At 50.8% G+C, this 21,512-nt stretch carries 22 protein-coding genes and 1 other annotated feature; of the genes, 14 read left to right on the top strand and 8 right to left on the bottom strand.

The window, feature by feature from the left end; all coding sequences use genetic code 11:
* Positions 1 to 139: 139 nt before the first annotated feature.
* Together KPHS_26670 and KPHS_26660 are read left to right on the top strand one after the other, a co-directional pair.
* Positions 140 to 1,402 (top strand): transposase, encoded by a 1,263-nt coding sequence (locus KPHS_26670; RefSeq protein ID YP_005226967.1) that lies wholly within the window; start codon positions 140 to 142, stop codon positions 1,400 to 1,402.
* Positions 1,383 to 1,505 (top strand): hypothetical protein, encoded by a 123-nt coding sequence (locus KPHS_26660; RefSeq protein YP_005226966.1) that lies wholly within the window; start codon positions 1,383 to 1,385, stop codon positions 1,503 to 1,505. Before KPHS_26670 ends, KPHS_26660 begins: the two co-directional genes overlap by 20 nt.
* A 700-nt stretch (positions 1,506 to 2,205) precedes the next feature.
* On the opposite strand, the gene KPHS_26650 is transcribed toward KPHS_26660, so the two are convergent.
* Positions 2,206 to 2,928 carry a phosphoglycerate transporter protein gene (locus KPHS_26650; protein ID YP_005226965.1) on the bottom strand — a complete coding sequence of 241 codons (723 nt, stop codon included), beginning with the start codon at positions 2,926 to 2,928 and terminating at the stop codon, positions 2,206 to 2,208.
* Positions 2,929 to 3,333: 405 nt separating this feature from the next.
* Here KPHS_26650 and KPHS_26640 point away from each other — a divergent pair, with 405 nt between their 5' ends.
* From KPHS_26640 to KPHS_26610, 4 genes are all read left to right on the top strand, one after another.
* Entirely contained in the window at positions 3,334 to 4,554 is a 1,221-nt protein-coding gene (locus KPHS_26640; RefSeq protein YP_005226964.1) for a phosphoglycerate transporter, read from the top strand.
* Positions 4,555 to 4,565: 11 nt separating this feature from the next.
* Positions 4,566 to 6,560: a phosphoglycerate transporter gene (locus KPHS_26630; protein ID YP_005226963.1), complete on the top strand. Its 1,995-nt coding sequence runs from the start codon at positions 4,566 to 4,568 to the stop codon at positions 6,558 to 6,560.
* Positions 6,550 to 7,800 (top strand): phosphoglycerate transport activator, encoded by a 1,251-nt coding sequence (locus KPHS_26620; RefSeq protein YP_005226962.1) that lies wholly within the window; start codon positions 6,550 to 6,552, stop codon positions 7,798 to 7,800. The genes KPHS_26630 and KPHS_26620 overlap by 11 nt, the downstream gene beginning before the upstream one ends.
* Positions 7,801 to 7,927: 127 nt before the next feature.
* Positions 7,928 to 8,446, top strand: coding sequence for a GrpB family protein (locus KPHS_26610; protein ID YP_005226961.1), 519 nt, complete (start codon positions 7,928 to 7,930; stop codon positions 8,444 to 8,446).
* A 180-nt stretch (positions 8,447 to 8,626) separates the two neighbouring features.
* On the opposite strand, the gene KPHS_26600 is transcribed toward KPHS_26610, so the two are convergent.
* Positions 8,627 to 9,535 carry a LysR family transcriptional regulator gene (locus tag KPHS_26600; protein YP_005226960.1) on the bottom strand — a complete coding sequence of 303 codons (909 nt, stop codon included), beginning with the start codon at positions 9,533 to 9,535 and terminating at the stop codon, positions 8,627 to 8,629.
* 216 nt (positions 9,536 to 9,751) lie between these two features.
* Between KPHS_26600 and KPHS_26590 the strand changes: the two genes are divergently transcribed.
* From KPHS_26590 to KPHS_26560, 4 genes are all read left to right on the top strand, one after another.
* Positions 9,752 to 10,738 carry a putative aldo/keto reductase gene (locus KPHS_26590; protein ID YP_005226959.1) on the top strand — a complete coding sequence of 329 codons (987 nt, stop codon included), beginning with the start codon at positions 9,752 to 9,754 and terminating at the stop codon, positions 10,736 to 10,738.
* Positions 10,739 to 11,181: 443 nt separating this feature from the next.
* Entirely contained in the window at positions 11,182 to 11,964 is a 783-nt protein-coding gene (locus tag KPHS_26580) for a putative dehydrogenase (RefSeq protein ID YP_005226958.1), read from the top strand.
* Positions 11,965 to 12,146: 182 nt separating this feature from the next.
* Entirely contained in the window at positions 12,147 to 12,437 is a 291-nt protein-coding gene (locus tag KPHS_26570) for a hypothetical protein (RefSeq protein YP_005226957.1), read from the top strand.
* Positions 12,147 to 12,974 (top strand) — a sequence feature (potential frameshift: common BLAST hit: gi|254559960|ref|YP_003067055.1| lactonase). It overlaps the preceding gene by 291 nt.
* Positions 12,738 to 12,974, top strand: a complete 237-nt coding sequence (locus KPHS_26560; protein ID YP_005226956.1) for a gluconolactonase — start codon at positions 12,738 to 12,740, stop codon at positions 12,972 to 12,974. It overlaps the preceding feature by 237 nt.
* A 51-nt stretch (positions 12,975 to 13,025) precedes the next feature.
* Here the strand turns inward: KPHS_26560 and KPHS_26550 are convergent, their stop codons facing one another.
* Positions 13,026 to 14,063, bottom strand: coding sequence for an oxidoreductase (locus tag KPHS_26550; protein ID YP_005226955.1), 1,038 nt, complete (start codon positions 14,061 to 14,063; stop codon positions 13,026 to 13,028).
* A gap of 256 nt (positions 14,064 to 14,319) precedes the next feature.
* On the opposite strand from KPHS_26550, the gene KPHS_26540 reads away from it, so the two are divergent.
* Positions 14,320 to 14,469 carry a hypothetical protein gene (locus KPHS_26540; protein YP_005226954.1) on the top strand — a complete coding sequence of 50 codons (150 nt, stop codon included), beginning with the start codon at positions 14,320 to 14,322 and terminating at the stop codon, positions 14,467 to 14,469.
* 280 nt (positions 14,470 to 14,749) lie between these two features.
* Positions 14,750 to 14,914 (top strand): hypothetical protein, encoded by a 165-nt coding sequence (locus tag KPHS_26530; RefSeq protein ID YP_005226953.1) that lies wholly within the window; start codon positions 14,750 to 14,752, stop codon positions 14,912 to 14,914.
* Between the two features lie 421 nt (positions 14,915 to 15,335).
* On the opposite strand, the gene KPHS_26520 is transcribed toward KPHS_26530, so the two are convergent.
* The 4 genes from KPHS_26520 to KPHS_26490 form a co-directional block, all read right to left on the bottom strand.
* The gene (locus KPHS_26520; protein ID YP_005226952.1) at positions 15,336 to 16,346 is read right to left on the bottom strand and encodes a glyceraldehyde-3-phosphate dehydrogenase; all 1,011 of its coding nucleotides are present in this window, start codon (positions 16,344 to 16,346) and stop codon (positions 15,336 to 15,338) included.
* Between the two features lie 78 nt (positions 16,347 to 16,424).
* Positions 16,425 to 17,405: a putative helix-turn-helix AraC-type transcriptional regulator gene (locus tag KPHS_26510; protein YP_005226951.1), complete on the bottom strand. Its 981-nt coding sequence runs from the start codon at positions 17,403 to 17,405 to the stop codon at positions 16,425 to 16,427.
* Positions 17,406 to 17,566: 161 nt separating this feature from the next.
* The gene (locus KPHS_26500) at positions 17,567 to 17,938 is read right to left on the bottom strand and encodes a DUF2255 family protein (RefSeq protein YP_005226950.1); all 372 of its coding nucleotides are present in this window, start codon (positions 17,936 to 17,938) and stop codon (positions 17,567 to 17,569) included.
* A gap of 199 nt (positions 17,939 to 18,137) precedes the next feature.
* On the bottom strand, positions 18,138 to 19,235 hold the full coding sequence (locus KPHS_26490; protein YP_005226949.1) for an alpha/beta hydrolase: 1,098 nt from the start codon (positions 19,233 to 19,235) through the stop codon (positions 18,138 to 18,140).
* Positions 19,236 to 19,264: 29 nt separating this feature from the next.
* Here KPHS_26490 and KPHS_26480 point away from each other — a divergent pair, with 29 nt between their 5' ends.
* Both KPHS_26480 and KPHS_26470 read left to right on the top strand, forming a co-directional pair.
* On the top strand, positions 19,265 to 19,504 hold the full coding sequence (locus KPHS_26480; protein ID YP_005226948.1) for a hypothetical protein: 240 nt from the start codon (positions 19,265 to 19,267) through the stop codon (positions 19,502 to 19,504).
* A gap of 180 nt (positions 19,505 to 19,684) precedes the next feature.
* A complete protein-coding gene (locus tag KPHS_26470; RefSeq protein YP_005226947.1) occupies positions 19,685 to 20,599 on the top strand; it encodes a putative ARAC-type regulatory protein in 915 nt (304 codons plus the stop codon).
* Positions 20,600 to 20,735: 136 nt separating this feature from the next.
* Here KPHS_26470 and KPHS_26460 read toward each other — a convergent pair whose 3' ends face one another.
* The gene (locus tag KPHS_26460) at positions 20,736 to 21,509 is read right to left on the bottom strand and encodes a DeoR transcriptional regulator (RefSeq protein YP_005226946.1); all 774 of its coding nucleotides are present in this window, start codon (positions 21,507 to 21,509) and stop codon (positions 20,736 to 20,738) included.
* Between the last annotated feature and the right edge of the window lie 3 nt (positions 21,510 to 21,512).

Genomic DNA, 21,512 nt, shown 5'->3' with positions numbered 1-21,512 from the left:
AAATATGCATTCCTTCGAAATTCAGCTTTCACCCATTGGGTGAAAGAAAAGTGCTCAAAAATATGTTAAATTATCAGCTTTTATGACTCGATATATGGTAAAATAATAGTAAGAAAAGTAGTAAAAAGGGGTTCTAATTATGATTAATAAAATTGATTTCAAAGCTAAGAATCTAACATCAAATGCAGGTCTTTTTCTGCTCCTTGAGAATGCAAAAAGCAATGGGATTTTTGATTTTATTGAAAATGACCTCGTATTTGATAATGACTCAACAAATAAAATCAAGATGAATCATATAAAGACCATGCTCTGCGGTCACTTCATTGGCATTGATAAGTTAGAACGTCTAAAGCTACTTCAAAATGATCCCCTCGTCAACGAGTTTGATATTTCCGTAAAAGAACCTGAAACAGTGTCACGGTTTCTAGGAAACTTCAACTTCAAGACAACCCAAATGTTTAGAGACATTAATTTTAAAGTCTTTAAAAAACTGCTCACTAAAAGTAAATTGACATCCATTACGATTGATATTGATAGTAGTGTAATTAACGTAGAAGGTCATCAAGAAGGTGCGTCAAAAGGATATAATCCTAAGAAACTGGGAAACCGATGCTACAATATCCAATTTGCATTTTGCGACGAATTAAAAGCATATGTTACCGGATTTGTAAGAAGTGGCAATACTTACACTGCAAACGGTGCTGCGGAAATGATCAAAGAAATTGTTGCTAACATCAAATCAGACGATTTAGAAATTTTATTTCGAATGGATAGTGGCTACTTTGATGAAAAAATTATCGAAACGATAGAATCTCTTGGATGCAAATATTTAATTAAAGCCAAAAGTTATTCTACACTCACCTCACAAGCAACGAATTCATCAATTGTATTCGTTAAAGGAGAAGAAGGTAGAGAAACTACAGAACTGTATACAAAATTAGTTAAATGGGAAAAAGACAGAAGATTTGTCGTATCTCGCGTACTGAAACCAGAAAAAGAAAGAGCACAATTATCACTTTTAGAAGGTTCCGAATACGACTACTTTTTCTTTGTAACAAATACTACCTTGCTTTCTGAAAAAGTAGTTATATACTATGAAAAGCGTGGTAATGCTGAAAACTATATCAAAGAAGCCAAATACGACATGGCGGTGGGTCATCTCTTGCTAAAGTCATTTTGGGCGAATGAAGCCGTGTTTCAAATGATGATGCTTTCATATAACCTATTTTTGTTGTTCAAGTTTGATTCCTTGGACTCTTCAGAATACAGACAGCAAATAAAGACCTTTCGTTTGAAGTATGTATTTCTTGCAGCAAAAATAATCAAAACCGCAAGATATGTAATCATGAAGTTGTCGGAAAACTATCCGTACAAGGGAGTGTATGAAAAATGTCTGGTATAATAAGAATATCATCAATAAAATTGAGTGTTGCTCTGTGGATAACTTGCAGAGTTTATTAAGTATCATTGCAGCAAAGATGAAATCAATGATTTATCAAAAATGATTGAAAGGTGGTTGTAAATAATGTTACAATGTGTGAGAAGCAGTCTAAATTCTTCGTGAAATAGTGATTTTTGAAGCTAATAAAAAACACACGTGGAATTTAGGTTAGACTATAAATAGAAAAAGGCGTTTTGACAATGACAGAGATTATCAAAGATTTATACCAATTTACAGAGGTAATGGAGCCGATTAAGCTTTCAATGCACCAATACTTATTGATGACAAATGAGCCTGTTCTCATTCAGACCGGAGCCGTATCACAAGCGCAAACTACCATTCCTAAGTTGCAAGAGTTGCTCGGTGAACGCAAAATAAAATACATTCTAATTTCTCATTTTGAATCAGACGAATGTGGCGGACTTGCTTTGGTTCTCAAAGAACATCCCGAAGCTGTCGCGGTTTGTTCCGAAACCACAGCAAGACAACTGATGGGGTTTGGTATTACTAACAATGTGCTTATTAAAAAGCCGAATGAAATATTTGCCGGAGATGATTTTGAATTTCAAACTATCAGTTACCCATCTGAAATGCATATGTGGGAAGGACTTTTATTTTTTGAAAAGAAACGTGGTATTTTCTTTAGCAGCGACCTCATGTTCGGCATGGGTGAGAATCACGGACAAGTTATCGAAAGCAGTTGGGACGCAGCGGTAAAATCAAGCGGCGCAGATACATTGCCCAATCAAGAATCCGGACAAAAGCTATCCTCGGATTTGAGTGAGATTGAACCTAAGTTCGTTGCTTCCGGTCATGGGTTTTGCATTACGATTGTAGGATAAATCAAGCAAATAGACCTTGCAAAATAAGCATTTGCAAATATACCACTTCATAAAACCGTATACTGTAATTATCAAGATTTTGAACGATATTGAAAAACAGTAACTTAAAGGCTCGATATATTTATAATATATCGAGCTTTTTTCATGTCTAAAAACTTGGGGGTATATAGTGAAAAATACCGTCCCAACGTCCCAAAGGCTGATAAGTAGGCGCATTATATGGGTAATAAAAGAGGGGCCGACCCCCATACCCTGAAACAGGCCGTTCAGGACAACCAGCGCAGCGAAGACCCAGAATGCGGTACTGAATCCTAATCCGACGTTGACGATGGCGCACAGCACCAGGCCACAGGCCATAAAGACTTTCGGGCTGGCTTTATCCGCGAGGCTGCTCATTACGCCTTTACTGATCCCGTAGGCGATGAGCATACAGCTGCTGAGCAAACCGATCTGCGTGGCGCTGAGGTCTAACTGTTCTTTCAGATAGGGCGTGGATAAGGTGAAGTTATTGCGCACGATATAGTACGCCAGGTATCCCAGAAATACGCTTAGCAGCGCCTGCATACGGTATCGACCATAGGTTGCCTGAATTTTCTCAGCAGGAACTTTATTCGCCGACGGGCCTTTTTTTAATAATGATAACATGTCGTCACCTGTATTTATATTGATATGAACATCAGGAGTAATTACCCCGAAGGGTGAAATAAGCGGCTAAAAAATTCAAATCGTCGAAATGAGTCAAAATTGACTCAAAATAATGCAGGGACGGGTTGTTTTTGACCCATCTGGCATGAGCGAGATTTTGCGTAATTAATTTTGCGCTGATTTTATGTCCGGCTTGTGCGGACACTAACAAATTGCCTAATCATTATCTGGTAATCTTTCCCGATATTCCCGGACGCCCGTTTGACTATTTTTCCGCTCGCGGCGATTAATTCACCAGATGTCATAAACGGGTAAGTTTTGTCTCAACGCGGTTTTTACGGTATTTCAATATTTATGAACGGGATCACAAACATATTTCTTCGTGGGGTCGGGATAATGAGCAAAATGTTCGCGCTGCTGCTGCTGAGCGCATGGCTGAGACCCTGTGCGGCGCAAGGCAATGAGCTGGTGATGGCGACGACATTTTCTCCCAGCGCCACCGTGTGGATTATCGATCGCTGGCAGCAAGAGTCGGGGTCGGTGATGATAAGGACGCTCAACCGCACCAGCGCCTCGCTGGAACAGTTGCTTGATACGGCAAATGCCGAAAATGTCGATCTGATCCTGACTTCGTCGCCGATGCTGCTGCAGCATCTTCAGGAGCATCAAAAACTGGCGCCGTTCAGCGGTGCGCCGGCAGTAAGCCAACATCTTGTGCCGGAATCCATTCGCTCCACCTCCGTGGCCGTGGCGATCTCCGGGTTCGGTTTGCTGATGAATCGCTTGGCACTGATGACCCGGCATCTGCCTGCGCCAGCGGACTGGGATGACCTGACCGATCCCCGTTATCAGGGGGCGCTGCTGATGAGCAGTCCGTCGCGTTCGGATACTAACCATCTGATGGTGGAGTCGCTGCTGCAACAAAAAGGCTGGATTAAAGGATGGGAAACGCTGTTGACGACGGCGGGAAATCTCGTGACCATTTCATCCCGCAGCTTTGGGGTGGCAGATAAGATTAAAAGCGGCCTGGGCGTGGCTGGTCCGGTGATTGATAATTACGCCAATCTGCTGCTGAACGATCCGCACCTGGCTTTTACCTATTTCCCTCAGTCGGCGGTTTCGCCGACCTATGTCGCAGTGCTTAAAAACAGCCAGCACGCCAGCGAAGCGCGGCGGTTTATTCGCTATCTGTTAAGTCCGGAGGGCCAGACGATCCTCGCCGACGCTAATACCGGGAAGTATCCGGTAACACCGCTGGCGCCAGGCAATCCACGGGCGGCGCAGCAGGCGATGCTGATGAATCAACCGCCATTAAACTATCGATTGATCCTCAAACGTCAGCGTTTGGTTCAGCGAATGTTTGATACGGCGATTAGCTTTCGTCTTGCCCAGCTCAAAGACGCCTGGCGAGCGCTGCATAGCGCGGAGGTCCGTCTTAAGCGTCCGCTGCCCGAGATACGGGCGCTGCTCACCCGTGTCCCGGTGGATCCGGCCAGCAGTGAGGATGAAGCCTGGCTGGCTCAGTTCGACAACAAAAGTTTTGCGGAACAGCAGATGATGGAGTGGCAGCTCTGGTTTCTCAACAACCAGCGACAGGCGATTACTAAACTGGAAGAACTGAAATGACGGACAGGTCCATGCTGCAACGCCTGCGGCAAATCAGTATCAGTAGCAGTCTGCGCGGGGCATTTCTGACGGGGGCGCTGCTTACGCTGATTGTCAGCAGCGTAAGCCTCTATTCCTGGCATGAACAAAGTTCGCAGATCCGCTATTCGCTGGATGAGTATTTTCCGCGCATCCATGCGGCTTTTCTGATTGAAGGGAATCTCAACCTGGTGGTCGATCAGCTCAATGAATTTCTGCTGGCGCCAAATACCACGGTACGACTGCAGCTGCGCAACCAGATTATCCAGCATCTGGACAAAATAGAACGGCTAAGTCAGGGGTTGTCGCCGGCAGAACGCCAGCAGTTGGGGGTGATATTGCAGGACAGCCGCGCGCTGCTGGCGGAACTGGATCGCGTGCTCTACAACATGTTTCTGGTTCGTGAAAAGGTGGGAGAGCTTGCGGCGCGGATCGACTGGCTGCACGATGATTTCACCACCGAGCTGAATTCGCTGGTGCAGGATTTTACCTGGCAACAGGGAACGCTGCTCGATCAGATTGAAGCCCGACAGGGGGATGCGAGGCAGTATCTGAAACGCGCCCGGGAAGTGCAGAATGAACAGCAGCAGGTCTATACCCTGGCTCGTATTGAAAATCAGATCGTTGACGACCTGCGCGACAGGCTCAATGAACTGAAATCCGGGAATGATGACGGCATGCTGGTGGAGACGCATATCCGCTATCTTGAAAACCTGAAAAAAACGGCGGATGAAAATATCCGTGCGCTGGATGACTGGCCGAGCACCATTACCCTGCGACAAACGATAGATGAGCTGCTGGAAATTGGCATGGTGAAAAATAATATGCCGGATACCATGCGCGACTATGTTAGCGCGCAAAAAGCGCTCGTGGAAGCCAGCCGGTCCAGAGAAGCGACGCTGGGGCGCTTCAGAACGCTGCTGGAAGCCCAGCTTGGCAGCAGTCACCAGCAGATGCAGATGTTTAATCAGCGTATGGCGCAGATTGTCCGGGTCAGCGGCGGGTTAATCCTGGTGGCGACCTTGCTGGCGCTGCTGCTGGCATGGGGGCTAAACCATTATTTTATTCGCTCGCGGCTGGTGAAACGCTTTACCGCGCTGAATCAGGCGGTGGTGCAGATTGGTCTGGGCCGGACCGAGGCGACCATTCCGGTTTACGGGCGCGACGAGCTGGGACGTATTGCCGGTTTGCTTCGTCATACCCTGGGTCAGCTTAATGCGCAAAAACAGCAGCTGGAACAGGAGATTGGCGAGCGAAAAGCGATTGAGGCCGATCTGCGCGCCACGCAGGACGAGCTGATCCAGACCGCTAAACTGGCGGTGGTGGGGCAGACGATGACCACCCTGGCGCATGAGATTAATCAGCCGCTGAACGCGCTGTCGATGTATCTTTTTACGGCGGGAAGGGCGATCGAACAGGGACAGGCGGAGCAGGCGCGGACGACGTTAAGCAAAGCAGAAGGGCTGATCAACCGCATTGACGCGATTATCCGCTCCCTGCGCCAGTTTACCCGCCGCGCAGAACTGGAAACGCCGCTGCATCCGGTCGATTTGCGTCAGACGTTTACCGTGGCGTGGGAACTGCTGGCGATGCGTCATAAGCCTCAGCAGGGGACGCTGGTGATACCGGATGACACTGTCTGGATCCAGGGGGACGAAGTGCGCGTCCATCAGGTGCTGGTGAACGTGCTGTCCAATGCCCTCGACGCCTGCCCGCACGCCGCGCAAATCACCGTGAGCTGGCAAATCCAGGGCGGAAGGCTGTGCGTGTTGATTGCCGATAACGGCCCTGGCTGGCCTGCGGCCTTACTCCCTTCGCTGTTAAAGCCGTTCACTACCAGTAAAACCGTGGGGCTCGGAATAGGGCTTTCGATATGTGTTTCGCTGATGACGCAAATGGAAGGGGCGTTGCGCCTGGCGTCGACGTTTACACGCAGTGCCTGCGTGGTGCTGGAATTCAATTTGACGGATGTAAAAGATGTTGAGTAATAACTGTTCGATTCTGCTGATTGACGATGATGCCGATGTGCTGGATGCCTATACGCAGCTGCTTGAGCAAGCGGGGTATCATGTCAGCGCCTGTAATAATCCGTTTGATGCGCGGGAGCAGGTGCCGAAAGACTGGCCAGGCATTGTTTTAAGCGACGTCTGCATGCCCGGCTGCTCCGGTATCGATTTAATGACGTTGTTTCATCAGGATGACGATCTGCTGCCGATTCTGCTTATCACCGGTCACGGCGATGTGCCGATGGCGGTGGAGGCGGTGAAAAAAGGGGCTTGGGATTTCCTGCAAAAGCCGATCGATCCGGGCAAGCTGCTCACGCTGGTGGACGCCGCGCTGCGTCAGAGGCAATCGGTTATCGCCCGTCGCCAGTATTGTCAGCAAAAATTACAGGTTGAGCTTATTGGCCGCAGCCAATGGACGGTTCGGTATCGCCAGCGCCTTCAGCAGCTGGCAGAAACGGATATTGCGGTATGGCTTTACGGCGAGCCGGGAACCGGCCGCATGACCGGCGCGCGTTACCTGCACCAGTTAGGACGGCACGCTGAAGGTCCGTTTATCGCCTGCGAGCTGACTCCGGCTAACGCCCATACGCTTAATGAACTGATCGCCCAGGCCCAGGGCGGGACGCTGGTCTTAAGTCACCCCGAGCATCTGACTCACGAGCAACAGCATCAGCTGGTACAGCTGCAGAGTCATGAGAAGCGGCCTTTTCGCCTGATTGGTATCGGTAGCGCTTCGCTGGTGGAGTTGGCCGCCAGCAGCCAGATAGTGGCGGAACTCTATTACTGCTTCGCGATGACGCAAATTGGCTGCCAGCCTCTGTCAAAGCGACCTGATGATATCGAGCCGCTGTTTCATCACTATTTGCAAAAAACCTGTCAACGGCTGAATCATCCCGTCCCGGAGGTGGATGCTGGTCTGTTGAAGGGGATGATGCGCCGGGTGTGGCCAAATAACGTTCGCGAACTGGCGAACGCCGCCGAGCTGTTTGCAGTGGGGGTATTACCACTTGCAGAAACGGTTAATCCGCTGATGCACATCGGCGAGCCGACGCCGCTGGATCAGCGGGTTGAGGACGTCGAACGGCAGATCATCACCGAAGCGCTGAATATCCACCAGGGACGTATTAATGAGGTGGCGGAGTATCTGCTGATACCGCGTAAAAAACTTTATCTCAGAATGAAGAAGTATGGTCTGAATAAAGAGCACTACAAAGGGGTTTAGGGCATCTTGTCAGACGATGGTTGAAAACTATGAGGACAGATACAGATTATAAATGCCTTCAAGTCAGCAGAGGCGATTTATGTTATTGTGACTGCTTAAATTTCCTTAAAAGGTGTGACTGTTGAACATGCGAATATTGACTGTAGTTGATTATGATGAGATGTGGCCGGCTTTATTTGAGAACGAACGTACTCTGTTGCAGATGACGCTTGGTAAAGTGATATCCCGGATTCATCATATTGGTAGCACCTCGGTGCCTGGATTATCAGCTAAGCCAGTAATAGATATATTAATCGAAGTTGCTAATCTTGAAGAACTGGACAGTTTGAATCAGGCAATGGAGGGTGTAGGATATACTGTGCGTGGTGAAAACGGCATTTTAAATCGTAGGTACTTTACAAAAGGTGGAAATCAGCGTAGTCATCATATCCATGCGTTTGCCACCGGGGATGCTCAAATCATAAAACACCTGGCATTCCGTGATTACCTTATTAAACACAATGACGTAGCCATTCAGTACGCTTTAATGAAAAAAAGCGCGATGTTATTATGTGAAAATGACAGCCACCGATACAGCATTTATAAAGCGGATTTCATTCAGAAACATCTTCGTATGGCGCTTATTGATGCGGGTCACCTGGGCTAGCCTTCTAATAAACTACAACCCATGTTTTTTTGTAATTTTTCACAGCGTTACCTCTTGTTTCTCCATTATTAGCAAACAGCACGCCTTGCAGACTCCCTGCGGCTTCCTGCAACTGAGCATTCTGAATAAGCGACGGGGCGATAAAGCCGATAACGCATCGTTCAGTATGGAGGCACTATTTCACAACCCCAGCGGCCTGGCCTCCTGTATGAACTCAATCAGAAGGCGAAGCCCGGTCGGCAATTGCCGGCGGCTTGAATAATAGATATGAAAACCTTCCTCTAGTGGGGACCATTCCGTAAGCACCAGACGGAGCCGTCCATCCTTGACATAGGGTGCAACAAGAGGCTCCGGAAAATACATCAGGCCAGCCCCGCCCAATACGGCCACCAGACCCGTTTCGGCATGATTGACCGTCACTGAGCCTGGCACTGTCATTTGGTATGTTTCGCCGTCTCGCGCAAGTTCCCAGCGATAAACCCGATCGTCACCGAGACGATTGCTGATGCAGCGATGGTGTAATAAATCATCCGGATGTTCAGGCGTTCCGTAGCGTTCCAGGTAATCAGGGGAGGCCGCGATAACCCAGCGAATATCGGCAGATAAACGCCGGGCAACCATGTCCTCCGGGACGGTGCCACCATAGCGGATGCCAGCATCGAAGCCCGCATCAGTCACGTCAACCATACGGTTGCTGGCCACAATATCGATTTCAATATCGGGATAGCGATCCATAAAAGCGGGCATGACCGGCGCAAGCAAAAGATTTGCCGCTTCAACGGCTGCATTGATGCGGATACGTCCGGTAGGGGTATTGCGATACCGGTTAAGCGATTCAAGCGCGCCTTCTATGGTGTCGAAAGGCTGAAGAACAGACTGAACCAGTTCCTCGCCGGCTGCCGTAGGGGTGACGCTCTTGGTCGTGCGATTAAGCAGGCGAACCCCAAGCCGGGTTTCCAGCCCCTTCAGGGCATGACTCAGCGCTGATGCACTGACGCCTAGTTCAATTGCCGCACGGCTGAAGCTGCGATGACGTGCAATCGCCATGAAATAAATAAGATCGGCAACATCAGCTCTGCTTATTTGCATACAGAAAAGTTTTCCTTATGCGGCGTTAAAACCCGAATGCGTTGATGAAGAAATGATATACACCTTAGACCGATTAGGGCTAATCCGTTGCTGAATTTTTTTCACAAGTCCATTCATGCACGTCCACTCACTGTACACGTTGTGCTTCGTTATTCTTGAAAATCATGCGCTCTGGCTGGTAGGCCAGGGCGGAACACTCATCTAACGGAGCCGTTTATGAACTATACGCATCTTGGCCGCACCGGCCTGAAAGTCAGCCGCCTTTGTCTCGGAACCATGAATTTTGGTGACGTCACCGACGAGAAGACCAGCGCCCGCATTCTGGATGAGGCGCTTGAGGCGGGTATCAATTTCATTGATACAGCAGACGTGTATGGCACTGAACAATCTCCCGATATCCAGCAAGGCTCAGGGCTGTCCGAGGAAATTATTGGTCGCTGGCTTCAGCAGGGTGGCCGCCGTGAACGCATCGTTCTGGCGACAAAAGTCTATCAGCCTATGGGGCCAGGTCCGAACGATCGCCGGCTTTCTGCGTATCATATTCGCAAGGCCTGCGAGGACAGTTTGCGACGGCTTAAGACCGACCATATTGACGTCTATCAGATGCATCACATCGATCGTCATACGCCGTGGGAAGAGATCTGGCAGGCCATGGAACTGCTTGTTCAGCAGGGAAAGGTTCTTTATATCGGTAGCAGCAATTTCGCGGGCTGGGACATTGCGACTGCGCAGTCAGTCGCCACGGCCCGTCATTTCCTGGGCCTGGTCGCCGAGCAAAGTCTTTATAATCTGACAGCCCGCACCATTGAGCTGGAGGTCATTCCCGCATGCCGCCATTTTGGCCTGGGGTTGATCCCCTGGAGCCCGCTTGCCGGAGGGCTGCTTGGCGGCGTACTGAAAAAGATGGCAAGCGGGCGCCGTGCCAGGCCCGCGTTTGCCCGTCTAATCGAACAGTATCGTCCGCAGCTGGAAGCCTACGAGGGATTATGTAAGGACCTCGGCGAAACCCCTTCCGATGTGGCCCTGGCCTGGCTCCTGCAGAATCCTGTCGTTACCGCTCCACTGATTGGGCCTCGTACGGTCGAACAACTCCAGCAGGCGCTTCACGCAACGACAGTCACGCTATCAGACGACACCATGAGCTGTCTCGACGAAATCTGGCCCGGCCCCGGGGGAGAAGCGCCCCAGGCTTATGCCTGGTAATGACCAATTAATGAATCCTTTCTTCGTTATAGGGAGTTCCAGTTTATGAGCAAGATGATCCATGACCAGCCTTCTGCTGCCGCACCCGCTTCCCGGGACCGGCGCAATTTTCTGATCGCCGGCGCCGGTCTGGCGTTGGCCGCAACCACCCTTGGCAGGAGCGGCGCCGTGATGGCGAAACCGGCTGGTCAGGACACGCTGAACGCCCCTTCGGATGCTGCTCCCGTCCGGAAGGAAACCTTAACCACGCGTAAACTCGGCTCGCTGGAGGTTTCCAGCATGGGACTCGGGTGCCTGCCGATGGTGGGTATTACGGCGGAGGTCCGCGCGATCGTAAAGCCATGGTTTCGCTTATCCGGGCAGCCTTCGAACAAGGTATCACGTTCTTTGATACTGCCGAGGTCTACGGCCCCCATCTCAGTGAAGAATTTGTCGGGGAAGCATTGGCCCCTGTTCGCGATCGTGTAGTGATTGCCACCAAGTTCGGTTTCGGCGTGGAAGAGGGGAAGCCAACTTCCCTAAACAGCCACCCTGACCATATCCGCCGTGCCGTAGAGGGCTCACTAAAGCGTCTGAAAACGGACCACATCGATCTTCTTTATCAGCATCGCCCCGACCCGAATGTGCCGATCGAGGATGTGGCGGAAACCGTGAAGGCGCTGATCCTGGAGGGGAAAGTGAAACACTGGGGACTGTCGGAAGCGAGTGCCAGGACAATTCGCCGCGCACATGCGGTACTCCCTGTGACTGCGGTGCAGAGTGAGTATGCCATGTGGTGGCGGGAACCAGAGACGCGAATATTTCCAACGCTCGAAGAGCTGGGTATCGGTTTCGTACCTTACTGCCCGACTGCCCGCAGCTTCCTCGCCGGAGCAGTCAATCCAAGCCAGCGGTTCGACAGCACCGATCGGCGGCATAACCTGCCACGCTTCCAGCCCGATGCCCTGGCCAAAAACATGGTGCTGCTTGAATTCGCGCAGTCGTGGGCCCGTCGCAAAAACACCACTCCGGTTCAGTTCGCGCTGGCCTGGGTAATGGCCCAGCGGCCCTGGATTGTCCCTATCCCGGGTACGACGCAATATCCGCACCTGATAGAAAACAGCGGCGCACCGCAAGTCCGGTTGACGGACAGAGAGCTACGCGAAATCGATGCGGCGCTTGCCAAAATCCCATTGCAGGGCGGTCGCGCCGATCCGTTTACCGAAAGTCAGTTTGATAAAAGTTAATACCTGCTGTCACAGGGAGACTGCAGGTGAAGTCTCCCTCTGTATTATTGCCGGGGATAAACCACATGAATGGACTAAATCATAACGCGCTTACATGCAGTGCCGTCCCCATACCGCCCTGGGAGCGTCCTCTCCAGACCGTGGAGGCCCAGCCGTACTTCAACGTTTCACAGGCGTCGCTCGTGCTCGAAGGGATCGTGTTCGATCGGAACAATAACCTGCTGTTTGTTGATGTGGCGACGGGGCGCGTGTTTAAGCTAACCCCGGAGCGGCAGCTTTCCATTGTCCTTAAGGAGAATTCATTCGGTGCTTCCGGCCTGGCGGTACACAAAGATGGACGGATCTTTATCGCCTCGGTGGGCGATATGCAGCGAGGTTCTGTTCGGGCTATCGAACCCAACGGCACCCGTGAGCAGATGATTGTTGCTCCTGATGCCGGATTTCTTGTCAACGACCTGGTCTTTGATAATTAGGGCGGATTTTATTTCACTGACAGCCGGGGAAATTCAGCCGATCCACAGGGTGGGGTGTTCTACGTTAGTCCCAATGTCGGGTCAATTCATGCCATCCTGCCTGGACTCGCGGTCGGGAACGGCATAGCGATTGACCCCGTCGGCTCTCAGATATGGGCCACAGAACACGCTAAAAACAGGCTTCATCGCGTAAGACTGTCAGACGCCACCACGGTCGCCCCGTTTGGTTCAGTTGTTACCTATCAGTTCACCGGGCCGGCGCCAGACGGGGCCCGTGTCGACAGCGAAGGCAATGTATATGTGGCCATCTCAGGCCAGGGCCGCGTCATGGTCTTCAACCGCAACGGACTGCCTATTGGGCAAATTGTGCTGCCTGACCGCGACAAAGGCCGTAACCTTAAATCGACAAGCCTGGCGATCCGCCCCGGGCATCGCGAGTTGTTTATTGTCGCTAACAGCGGGACCGAACCTGGTGGAGCGATGATTTTTCGATCGGGCGCATTCGCGCCGGCACCGTTTCCCTTTTCACATCAGTGACCGGGAATGAGTGGTCTGGGAGACCCGGCAACGCCGGGCCAGGGCAGGGTGTTAATAGTTCTGGATCGCTGAAGGTGGCGTGAGGGAAGGCGGCGTATCCGGAAGCGGGGGAATGATCCCGTCAACGGGGTGTGGCAGATAGCGAGCTTCCAGTTCCGTGATTTCGGCATCGCTAAGTGAAAAGTCCAGCGCGCTGATAGCCGTGGAAAGATGTTCTGGTTTCGTTGCGCCAATGATCGGTGCTGTGATGACGGATTTTGATAACAGCCAGGCAATTGCAACATGAGCTCTTGGCACCGCGTGCTTTTCGGCAATGCTGGCAACAACATCAATCACGGGCTTATCCAGAAGGGCTGCGTTCTCATACATTTTTAACGCAAAGGCATCGTTTTGCGTTCGTCGGGACGTGACACTCCAGTCGCGCGTTAGCCTGCCGCGTGCCATCGGACTCCAGGGGATCACCCCAACGCCTTGGTCTTCACACAGGGGCAGCATCTCGCGCTCTTCTTCCCGGTAAAGCAGGTTGTATTGCGGTTGCATCGTGATAAATCGGGTCCAACCGTTACGCTCAGCGGTATGCTGCATTTTTGCAAAGCGCCAGGCTTCCATAGAAGATGCGCCGATATAACGCGCTTTTCCTGCTTTAACGACGTCATGCAGAGCCTCCATGGTCTCTTCAACAGGCGTGGAGTAGTCAAAGCGATGAATCTGAAAGAGATCCACATAATCCATGCCTAAGCGCATCAGGCTATCGTCAATAGACTTAAAAATGGCCTTGCGGGAGAGAAACCCGGTATTGGGTGAGTTGCGCCACGGAAAGAAGGTCTTTGTCGCTACAACGATCTCGTCGCGTCTGGCCATCTCTCTCAGCGCTTTTCCTGTAATTTCTTCTGAACTACCGCCCGAGTAGATATTCGCGGTATCAAAAAAATTAATGCCGGCTTCAAGCGCCTGACGAATGAGCGGTCGTGACGCCTTTTCATCCAGGGACCAGGGTTGAGGCAAACGTTCAGGTTCGCCATAACTCATACAACCGAGACAAAGACGGGAGACTTTCAATCCGCTACGACCCAGATTCACATACTTCATTCGGTGTTCCTTCTTTTATTGCCAGCAATTATGTATGTGACAGGGTATTGCACTGGTATGAAGGGAACCAGCATGCGCCATTGAATGGTGTTATGAGTTTTTTTCACAAGTAGACAACATTCTCATACGCAAGCCTAGGCCCAAAGTCGGTATAGCGTTCGCGGATAATATTGAGTGCGTACCGGGCAAGACCATCAGGTAGCTGGTTATTGCTGGGTTATCCACGACGGCGGTTAGGCATACTCAGTGGGCCTGATTGATTGTAACGCGAGAGAAGGCGTCGGCACTGGCGATCCGGAATACCCAGGCGCTGCGCGGCCATCTGAGTGGTCAGACGCCGGTCGACAACGTCATGAATGATTTAGAGTCGGTTAACTTCATCCAAAGTAAAAATGCCGGTGCATGATCCGTCATCAGAATCCTTTGATTGGGAAACTATCTTTAAAAGCAGTGATCGCTGTGGTGAGACTGTAGCGCGGACATGTCTATTTGGTCAGAGACGGACATCTCAAGTTAGCTACTACAACATGAGTACGCATAATGTATATTATGTTAAATGCAATGTCGTACTCAATAACGTCATCTTTGATAGCTGCCTCTTCCCACATCAACACTATGACCGTCATTCCTTTCATGCACGTGAATGCTGCGCTATAAGGCAAAATGTTCGAGGTGATAAATCAAGCATGGCTTTTAACAATCACTTCGCCCACTACAGCCTGTTCTCCTACAGTAAAAGCCAGGGAAATTCATTCAGCCACACCTGCTGCTTGTACTGTCCGGCATATCTTACTGCTGTTGCATTTTCTGACCGAACGCGTCACGGGATGCCAGATGAAATGCTCATTTGATAGCGCGCCGCCTGCAGTGTGTATCAACCGGGCTTGATCAGCCACAGACGTGATTATCAAAAAGATGCCAGCTTCGTTTTCCGCACTCAAATGGCGAGTGCCATCGCGACCATAAACAGAACCGCCAGCTGAAGTTGAATGGTGTACTGAAGCCCAACGCAGCCGGCTTCCATGTTGACAGGCTCTGCCTCACCTCCCCCTTCCCTTGTATCTGGTGATTAGCTACCACCAGGGAGCACCTGACTACAACATATCGCAATTCCGTTCATCGCCGAAAAAGCATAAATGCTCTCTCGGGCATTTATGCTTTTATATCGCGGTCAGAAAGATTTGTTATGTTTCATCTATGAATGATACTCGAGCCACTATTCATCCAGCTGAACTGCTTATACTTTTACAGATGAATACAACACACAGTGGATTAGCTTTCACGCTTTGCCATCATCAATGCCAGATCAACGAGACGATTAGAGAATCCCCATTCATTGTCGTACCACGCCAGAATTTTGACCATATTACCGCCAATCACCAGCGTTGATAGACCGTCGATAATCGACGAGCGTGGGTCTCCCTGGTAATCGCTGGAGACGAGCGGTTCATCGCTATAACCCAGGATCCCTTTCAGAGGTCCCGCTGCGGCGGCTTCGCGAAAAGCATTGTTCACCTCTTCGACCGTCACATCTCGCTCAAGCGTGACGGTGAGGTCAACAATGGACACCACTGGCACAGGGACGCGTAGCGAGTATCCCGTTAAACGCCCATCCAGCTCAGGAATAACTTTACCCAGAGCCTTCGCTGCGCCGCTGGAGTAAGGCACAATCGACAATGCGGCGGCGCGAGCCCCGCGCAGATCTTTTTCCGGCTGATCGTGCAGCGCCTGGCTGTTGGTGTAGGCATGGGTGGTGTTCATCAGACCATGCTTAATACCGAAATGCTGGTGCAGGACCTGTGCAGCAGGTGCAAGACCATTGGTGGTGCAGCTTCCGTTGCTGATCACGTAGTGTTTATCCGGGGAGTAAAGGCTCTCATTAACGCCCATCACAATGGTTAAATCATCGTTTTTACCCGGGGCAGAGATAATCACGCGCTTGGCGCCACCGCTGTGGATATGTACAGCAGCCTTTTCACGGTCCGTGAATAATCCTGTAGCCTCAATAACGATGTCGACTTCACACTGACGCCACGGAATACTGGCCGGGTTGCGTTCACTGAATACGGTAATGGGTTTACCATCAACAACAAGCCCCCCTTCACCCGCGGTGACCTCTGCATCCAGCTTACCGAGAAGCGAGTCGTATTTCAGCAGATGCGCCAGCGTTTTGCTGTCCGTCAAATCGTTGATTGCCACAATTTGAATATCCGGATTATTCAGTGCTGCGCGCAGTACATTGCGTCCGATCCGGCCAAAACCGTTAATACCGACCTTTACCATAATTAACTCCTTATCGATTATCGCTGGAGTCAGAGTAGGACGGACGGGTTATGGCGTAAATGACAAAAAAGGATCACTTTACGCCATTTTGCGACAGTGAAATCGTTGACGATATTCACCTGGAGTGAGGTTAAGCTGTTTCTCAAACAAGCGTCGCAGGTTAATACTGCTGCCAAATCCCGTTTGCTCGGCGATACGATCCAGCGTCTCGTGAGTCTGCTCCAAACGCTGCCGCGCGGCGGCCAGGCGGGCTTCCGCGACGTACCGCGCTGGCGAAGCGCCGGTTTCCCGGGTAAAGACGCGGGTGAAATTTCGCGGACTCATGGCGACTTTTTCCGCCAGCTTATCTACGCTGAGGTCGGCGGTGAGGTTTTCGAGCAACCACGCCAGCAGATCGTTAATCGGGCCCTGGGTGGCGGTCTGCTGAAGGTTATAGCGGCTAAACTGCAGCTGGCCTCCCGGGCGACGCAGATACATGACGAAGTCCTGGGCGATATCGCGCGCCAGGCTGAAGCCATAGTCTTCTTCAACCAGCGCCAGCGTAAGATCAAAGCCGGAACTGACCCCGCCAGAGGTCCAGATATGTTCGTCCTGAATATAGAGCGGCCCGCCCTCGACGCGGATCTGCGGGAATTCCGCCTGCATGGTTTCCAGCAGCTTCCAGTGGGTAGTGGCCCGTCTGCCGTCCAGCAGTCCGGTTTGCGCCAGCAGCATCGCACCGCCGCAAATGGAGACTATGCGGCGGGCATGGGGAGCGGCAAGGCGCAACCAGTCAACCACTGCCATCCCCTCCTGCGGGTTTTGACCTCTGCCGGTAATCATGATGGTATCGAGGGGCTCGCGAGGGTCAATCTCATGCAGACGATGGTCGGCCAGCAGATTTAAACCTGACTGACCATGGATAACCTGATGCGGTTGAGTTGTCGCTAGCTTGACCTGGTAGCAGATTTCCCGGGCACCTTCCGGGTGCAGGCGGTTGGCCTGCATCAGAATGTCAGCAATACCGGCGGATTCAAACAGCATGCCGCCATCGGGTACAATAATAAGTATCTTTTTCATGTCCTGAAAAGTAATCTTTTTACAGAATAAGTCAACAAAAGGATGTAAAAACCTGAAGGCTCGGAAAGAGTGGTTTCATACGTGCCTTCAGTTTCAGGGAGATGAACGTTAAACAGGTAGATTTTGCCTCACAGTACAGGCAGCATCACTTTGACAGGACATCACGAAGGTAGAATCTCAATCGTGGCTGCCCTGGCGCGTATCCCTGTCATTGCGGAAACATAGCTGCTGCCGGAGTACTTTTTCAGGTAAGCCTGATCAATTTTACTTTCAAGCTCAGGGTCCGAGGGTTTTGCGAACAGTACGTCGAATTCCTGTCCGATAGCCAGTATCTTACCTGCCTGCTGGGACAATGCAGCCTGATACCATTTTGAACGGATACCACTATAGGCTCGGACGAAAAGTCGGTTGTCCACCTTCACTTCCCATATCCATGTCGGCGTACCGGTCGTATTCATATCGGGATGATACGGTGCGATTTTCAGGTCGTCGGCCGCATCTATTCTTGTTAATACTTCAGGGTTCCAGTACATATACCTCTCCTCTTTCATATGCGGTTGCTTTTTTCTGTCGCAGGATTAACTCGATAATATTCGGAAATTAATATCGCATCAGGAATTAGTGCCAGCTTTATCAGTAACAATAGAATACCCAACACCCCATGCTAAGAGAGCAGTATCTGTCGTTTGTCCCACAGACACTGCATCTGAAAACACCGGACGGTGCTATGGCTTATTTATTAAGATTTTTGTTGAAAAATGCAGTGATGTTATCGAACGGGATCTTGTCCATACGATCATATAAATCAACATGGGTAGCATTTTTTACAATCAGCAGCTCTTTTGGCTGATTTGCCGCTTCATAAGCCGTTTTGGAGAAGTAAAGCGAATGCGCCTTTTCACCATGGATGAACAGGATCGGGCGCGGAGAAATTTCCTTAATATAGGTCATGAGCGGGAAATTCATAAAGGCCATCGGCGTTGTCACGGACCATGAATTGCCAGAGTTGACGGCTCGGGGATGATAGCCGCGTTTAGTCATGTAGTAGTCCGCATAGTCCACGAGGAACTGTGCTTCACCGCCCTTCAGTTTATTATAGGCTGGCTGGTATGCCGGTTTGCCGTTTGCTGCATCTTCCCAGCGTTGAAGACTCATCTTCTCCAGCGCCTGCTCGCGTTGCTCCGGTGTTACGCTGTCATTGTAGCCTTTTGACATTACGCGGCTCATATCATACATGGTGCTGGCAACGACCGCTTTTACGCGCTTATCCACGGCAACAGCGTTCAGGGCAATCCCCCCCATGCCGCAGATACCGATGACACCGATACGTTCACGATCCACATAAGGTTGTAGTCCCATAAAATCGACTGCAGCCATAAAGTCTTCGGTATTGATATCGGGTGAAGCAATATTGCGGGGTTCACCACTGCTTTCACCGGTATAAGACGGATCAAATGCCAGCGTCACGAATCCGCGCTCTGCTAAAGTCTGAGCATAGAGACCCGAGGCCTGCTCTTTTACCGCGCCAAAAGGCCCGGAAATAACAAGCGCAGCAAGCTTCTTGTTCCCGCGATCTTTTGGAAGATACACATCTGCGGCCAGCGTAATGCCGTAACGGTTTTTAAAAGTAACTTTTTGATGATCCACTTTTTCGCTCCTTGGGAAAGTTTTATCCCACGTCTGAACCAGACGGCCTGAAGAATCTGCTGTGCCTGGTGCAGGCTGGGCCACCGCAACTTCTGTTGAAATCAGAGCCATCGCCCCGGCAAGGAGTGCGCCATTAAAAAAGCGCGTCGAAGATATTAGCGTCATGATATTAAAACCTTTCATTGGATATTGAGGGACCTATTTCAGACAACATGCATGAGTATTTCAGTTACAACTTTCGGCCGGTAATCACTGGCGATACCAAACGCTTTGACATTGATCTGGACGTTCTCAACGATAGCGGGCAGATCTGCTTCCTTGATGTTCAGCTGTTCAAGACGTGTTGGCGTACCAATTTCTTCAAACCACTTCTCAAGCGCAGCGATGCCGTCGTGGCAGTTAAAAAATGGCTTAAACCTGAACGGGTTAAATTTGCTCGCGGTGAACCCTGATTTCAGGACACTGCCTCATTTCAGAGTTATTATTTTGAATGTCTTTAATAAAAGGTGTTATTAAAATACTCTGCATTATTTGCCTGATCCTCTGAACCTAATCTCAAAGCGTGTATTTCAGTTTTCATAGCTGCTAAGTTGATAACCTCAAAAGAGGTCAAAAGTGTGGGGCATTACAGAATGATTCCTGACAAATCGGTTGAAATACTGCTGGGTGAGCTATCGAGGGATATTGCACAGCGCACACCCGGCACCGGCGATTTCCCTACCGCCGTAGAAGGGCTCGAATTGTTTCGCCGAAACGAACCCGCTCCCCCGGTAAGCTGCCTGGTCCCTCCCAGTATCGTTCTGGTGGCCGATGGCGCGAAGATCATGTGGGTTGGGGGTGAACCTTATGAATATAATGCGGAAAAATTCCTGATTACCTCTCTTGACCTGCCGGCCAGTTCGGAAATATTGCAGGCTTCGACATCCCAGCCCTGCGTCGGCGTAGCCTATAAGCTTGACCAGCGCGTGCTAATGGAATTAATTGCCCAGGGAAGCCTGCCGCCGGTCAAAAAACGAGACGCGGGAACGAGTGTCGGGATAGGTACTATTACCGATGCTTTGCTGGAGCCTTTCTGCCGTCTGCTTTCTTTGCTTGACGAACCTGAAGCCATTCCTGTTCTCGGGCCGCTGATCCAAAGAGAGATACACTACCGGCTTTTGATGAGCGATCAGTCCGATCATCTCAGACAGATTGCAGCAGTCGACGGCCATGGCTACCGTATCGGTAAAGCTATCGACTGGTTAAAGACCAATATTGCATCACCTTTACGCGTCGAGGAACTGGCAAGTCGGGTGCAAATGAGCACGCCCTCTTTCCACCACCATTTCAGGCAGCTTGCGGGGATGAGCCCGCTACGGTATCAGAAATGGCTGCGCCTCAATGAAGCCAGGCGACTGATGCTGAATGAACATTACGATGTCACCACAGCAGCCTATGCGGTCGGTTACGAAAGCCTGTCCCATTTCAGCCGGGAATATACGCGGATGTTCGGGGAATCGCCCAAGAGGGATATTACTGAACTGAGAAAGTCAGCGGGTAAGCTTTAATCAATTCTGGACCGCCTGTACCATGCCTGGTCTTCGATATCCCCCGGCACGTGAGTCGAATACCCGGAACTTTATCCCCGCCCTGAGGGACGGGGTTTTACGACGCGCTGGTTAGTGACAACGTCACAGCAGCGCACTAAAGATGCTCCTCTTCATCCAGAGAGATCACCTGAATGCCAGCATTACGATACGCCTGAACGTCATCAGGCAGACGATCCACCACTACGGTGTCAATGCGATCTGCTGCGGTAAATTGGGCAAGCGAGGTGTTATTCAGCTTGCTATAGTCGCAGACAATAATCACCTGACTGGCGTGTTCCACCATGCCTCGTTTCGTTTCTGCCAGCATGATATCGGCCACGCAGGCGCCGTGTTTCAGCGACAGCGAATTGGTGCCCATAAATGCTTTATCGACGTTCAGCGTGTCGAGTATGGAACGCCCGTTAATTGCCACCACGCAGTGGTATCCCTTCTTGACGATCCCACCCAGCAGAATAGTTTGAATCGAGGCGCTGGCCTCAAGCTCCCGGGCGATTTGGTAATCATTGGTGACCACCGTGACGTTCTGTCTGTCGCGAATATTACGCGCAATATGCAGCGTCGTGGTACCGGTATCCAGCACGATAATGTCGCCATCCTCAACCAGCGCCGCCGCGCGCTGGCCGATCCGCTCTTTCGCGCTGAGATTGACAATTTCGCGATCGTCCGACGCCTGTTCAAAGCTTGCCCGGGTACGAAGAACGGCTCCGCCGTGGGTTCGGGTCAGCAGCCCCTCCTCTTCCAGCTGGCGGAGATCGGCACGAATGGTGGCGCCCGATACATTAAAGACGTCACACATCTCAGAAACAGCAACTTTGCGTTTTTCCCTGAGAATACCGAGTAACTTCTCCTGTCTTTCTTCTGCAAACATTCT

Source organism: Klebsiella pneumoniae subsp. pneumoniae HS11286, from assembly GCF_000240185.1.
Lineage (GTDB): Bacteria > Pseudomonadota > Gammaproteobacteria > Enterobacterales > Enterobacteriaceae > Klebsiella > Klebsiella pneumoniae.
Note: the sequence above shows the minus strand (reverse complement) of the source record. Positions and strands in the feature narration are given on the sequence as shown.

What these genes read in the sequence shown, in the direction of transcription:
- KPHS_26670 (YP_005226967.1), top strand. Translation starts at nt 140, where the DNA reads ATGATTAATAAAATTGATTTCAAAGCTAAGAATCTAACATCAAATGCA.
- KPHS_26660 (YP_005226966.1), top strand. Translation starts at nt 1,383, where the DNA reads ATGAAAAATGTCTGGTATAATAAGAATATCATCAATAAAATTGAGTGT.
- KPHS_26650 (YP_005226965.1), bottom strand. Translation starts at nt 2,928, where the DNA reads ATGTTATCATTATTAAAAAAAGGCCCGTCGGCGAATAAAGTTCCTGCT.
- KPHS_26640 (YP_005226964.1), top strand. Translation starts at nt 3,334, where the DNA reads ATGTTCGCGCTGCTGCTGCTGAGCGCATGGCTGAGACCCTGTGCGGCG.
- KPHS_26630 (YP_005226963.1), top strand. Translation starts at nt 4,566, where the DNA reads ATGCTGCAACGCCTGCGGCAAATCAGTATCAGTAGCAGTCTGCGCGGG.
- KPHS_26620 (YP_005226962.1), top strand. Translation starts at nt 6,550, where the DNA reads ATGTTGAGTAATAACTGTTCGATTCTGCTGATTGACGATGATGCCGAT.
- KPHS_26610 (YP_005226961.1), top strand. Translation starts at nt 7,928, where the DNA reads ATGCGAATATTGACTGTAGTTGATTATGATGAGATGTGGCCGGCTTTA.
- KPHS_26600 (YP_005226960.1), bottom strand. Translation starts at nt 9,535, where the DNA reads ATGCAAATAAGCAGAGCTGATGTTGCCGATCTTATTTATTTCATGGCG.
- KPHS_26590 (YP_005226959.1), top strand. Translation starts at nt 9,752, where the DNA reads ATGAACTATACGCATCTTGGCCGCACCGGCCTGAAAGTCAGCCGCCTT.
- KPHS_26550 (YP_005226955.1), bottom strand. Translation starts at nt 14,063, where the DNA reads ATGAAGTATGTGAATCTGGGTCGTAGCGGATTGAAAGTCTCCCGTCTT.
- KPHS_26530 (YP_005226953.1), top strand. Translation starts at nt 14,750, where the DNA reads ATGGCTTTTAACAATCACTTCGCCCACTACAGCCTGTTCTCCTACAGT.
- KPHS_26520 (YP_005226952.1), bottom strand. Translation starts at nt 16,346, where the DNA reads ATGGTAAAGGTCGGTATTAACGGTTTTGGCCGGATCGGACGCAATGTA.
- KPHS_26510 (YP_005226951.1), bottom strand. Translation starts at nt 17,405, where the DNA reads ATGAAAAAGATACTTATTATTGTACCCGATGGCGGCATGCTGTTTGAA.
- KPHS_26500 (YP_005226950.1), bottom strand. Translation starts at nt 17,938, where the DNA reads ATGTACTGGAACCCTGAAGTATTAACAAGAATAGATGCGGCCGACGAC.
- KPHS_26490 (YP_005226949.1), bottom strand. Translation starts at nt 19,235, where the DNA reads ATGAAAGGTTTTAATATCATGACGCTAATATCTTCGACGCGCTTTTTT.
- KPHS_26480 (YP_005226948.1), top strand. Translation starts at nt 19,265, where the DNA reads ATGCATGAGTATTTCAGTTACAACTTTCGGCCGGTAATCACTGGCGAT.
- KPHS_26470 (YP_005226947.1), top strand. Translation starts at nt 19,685, where the DNA reads ATGATTCCTGACAAATCGGTTGAAATACTGCTGGGTGAGCTATCGAGG.
- KPHS_26460 (YP_005226946.1), bottom strand. Translation starts at nt 21,509, where the DNA reads ATGTTTGCAGAAGAAAGACAGGAGAAGTTACTCGGTATTCTCAGGGAA.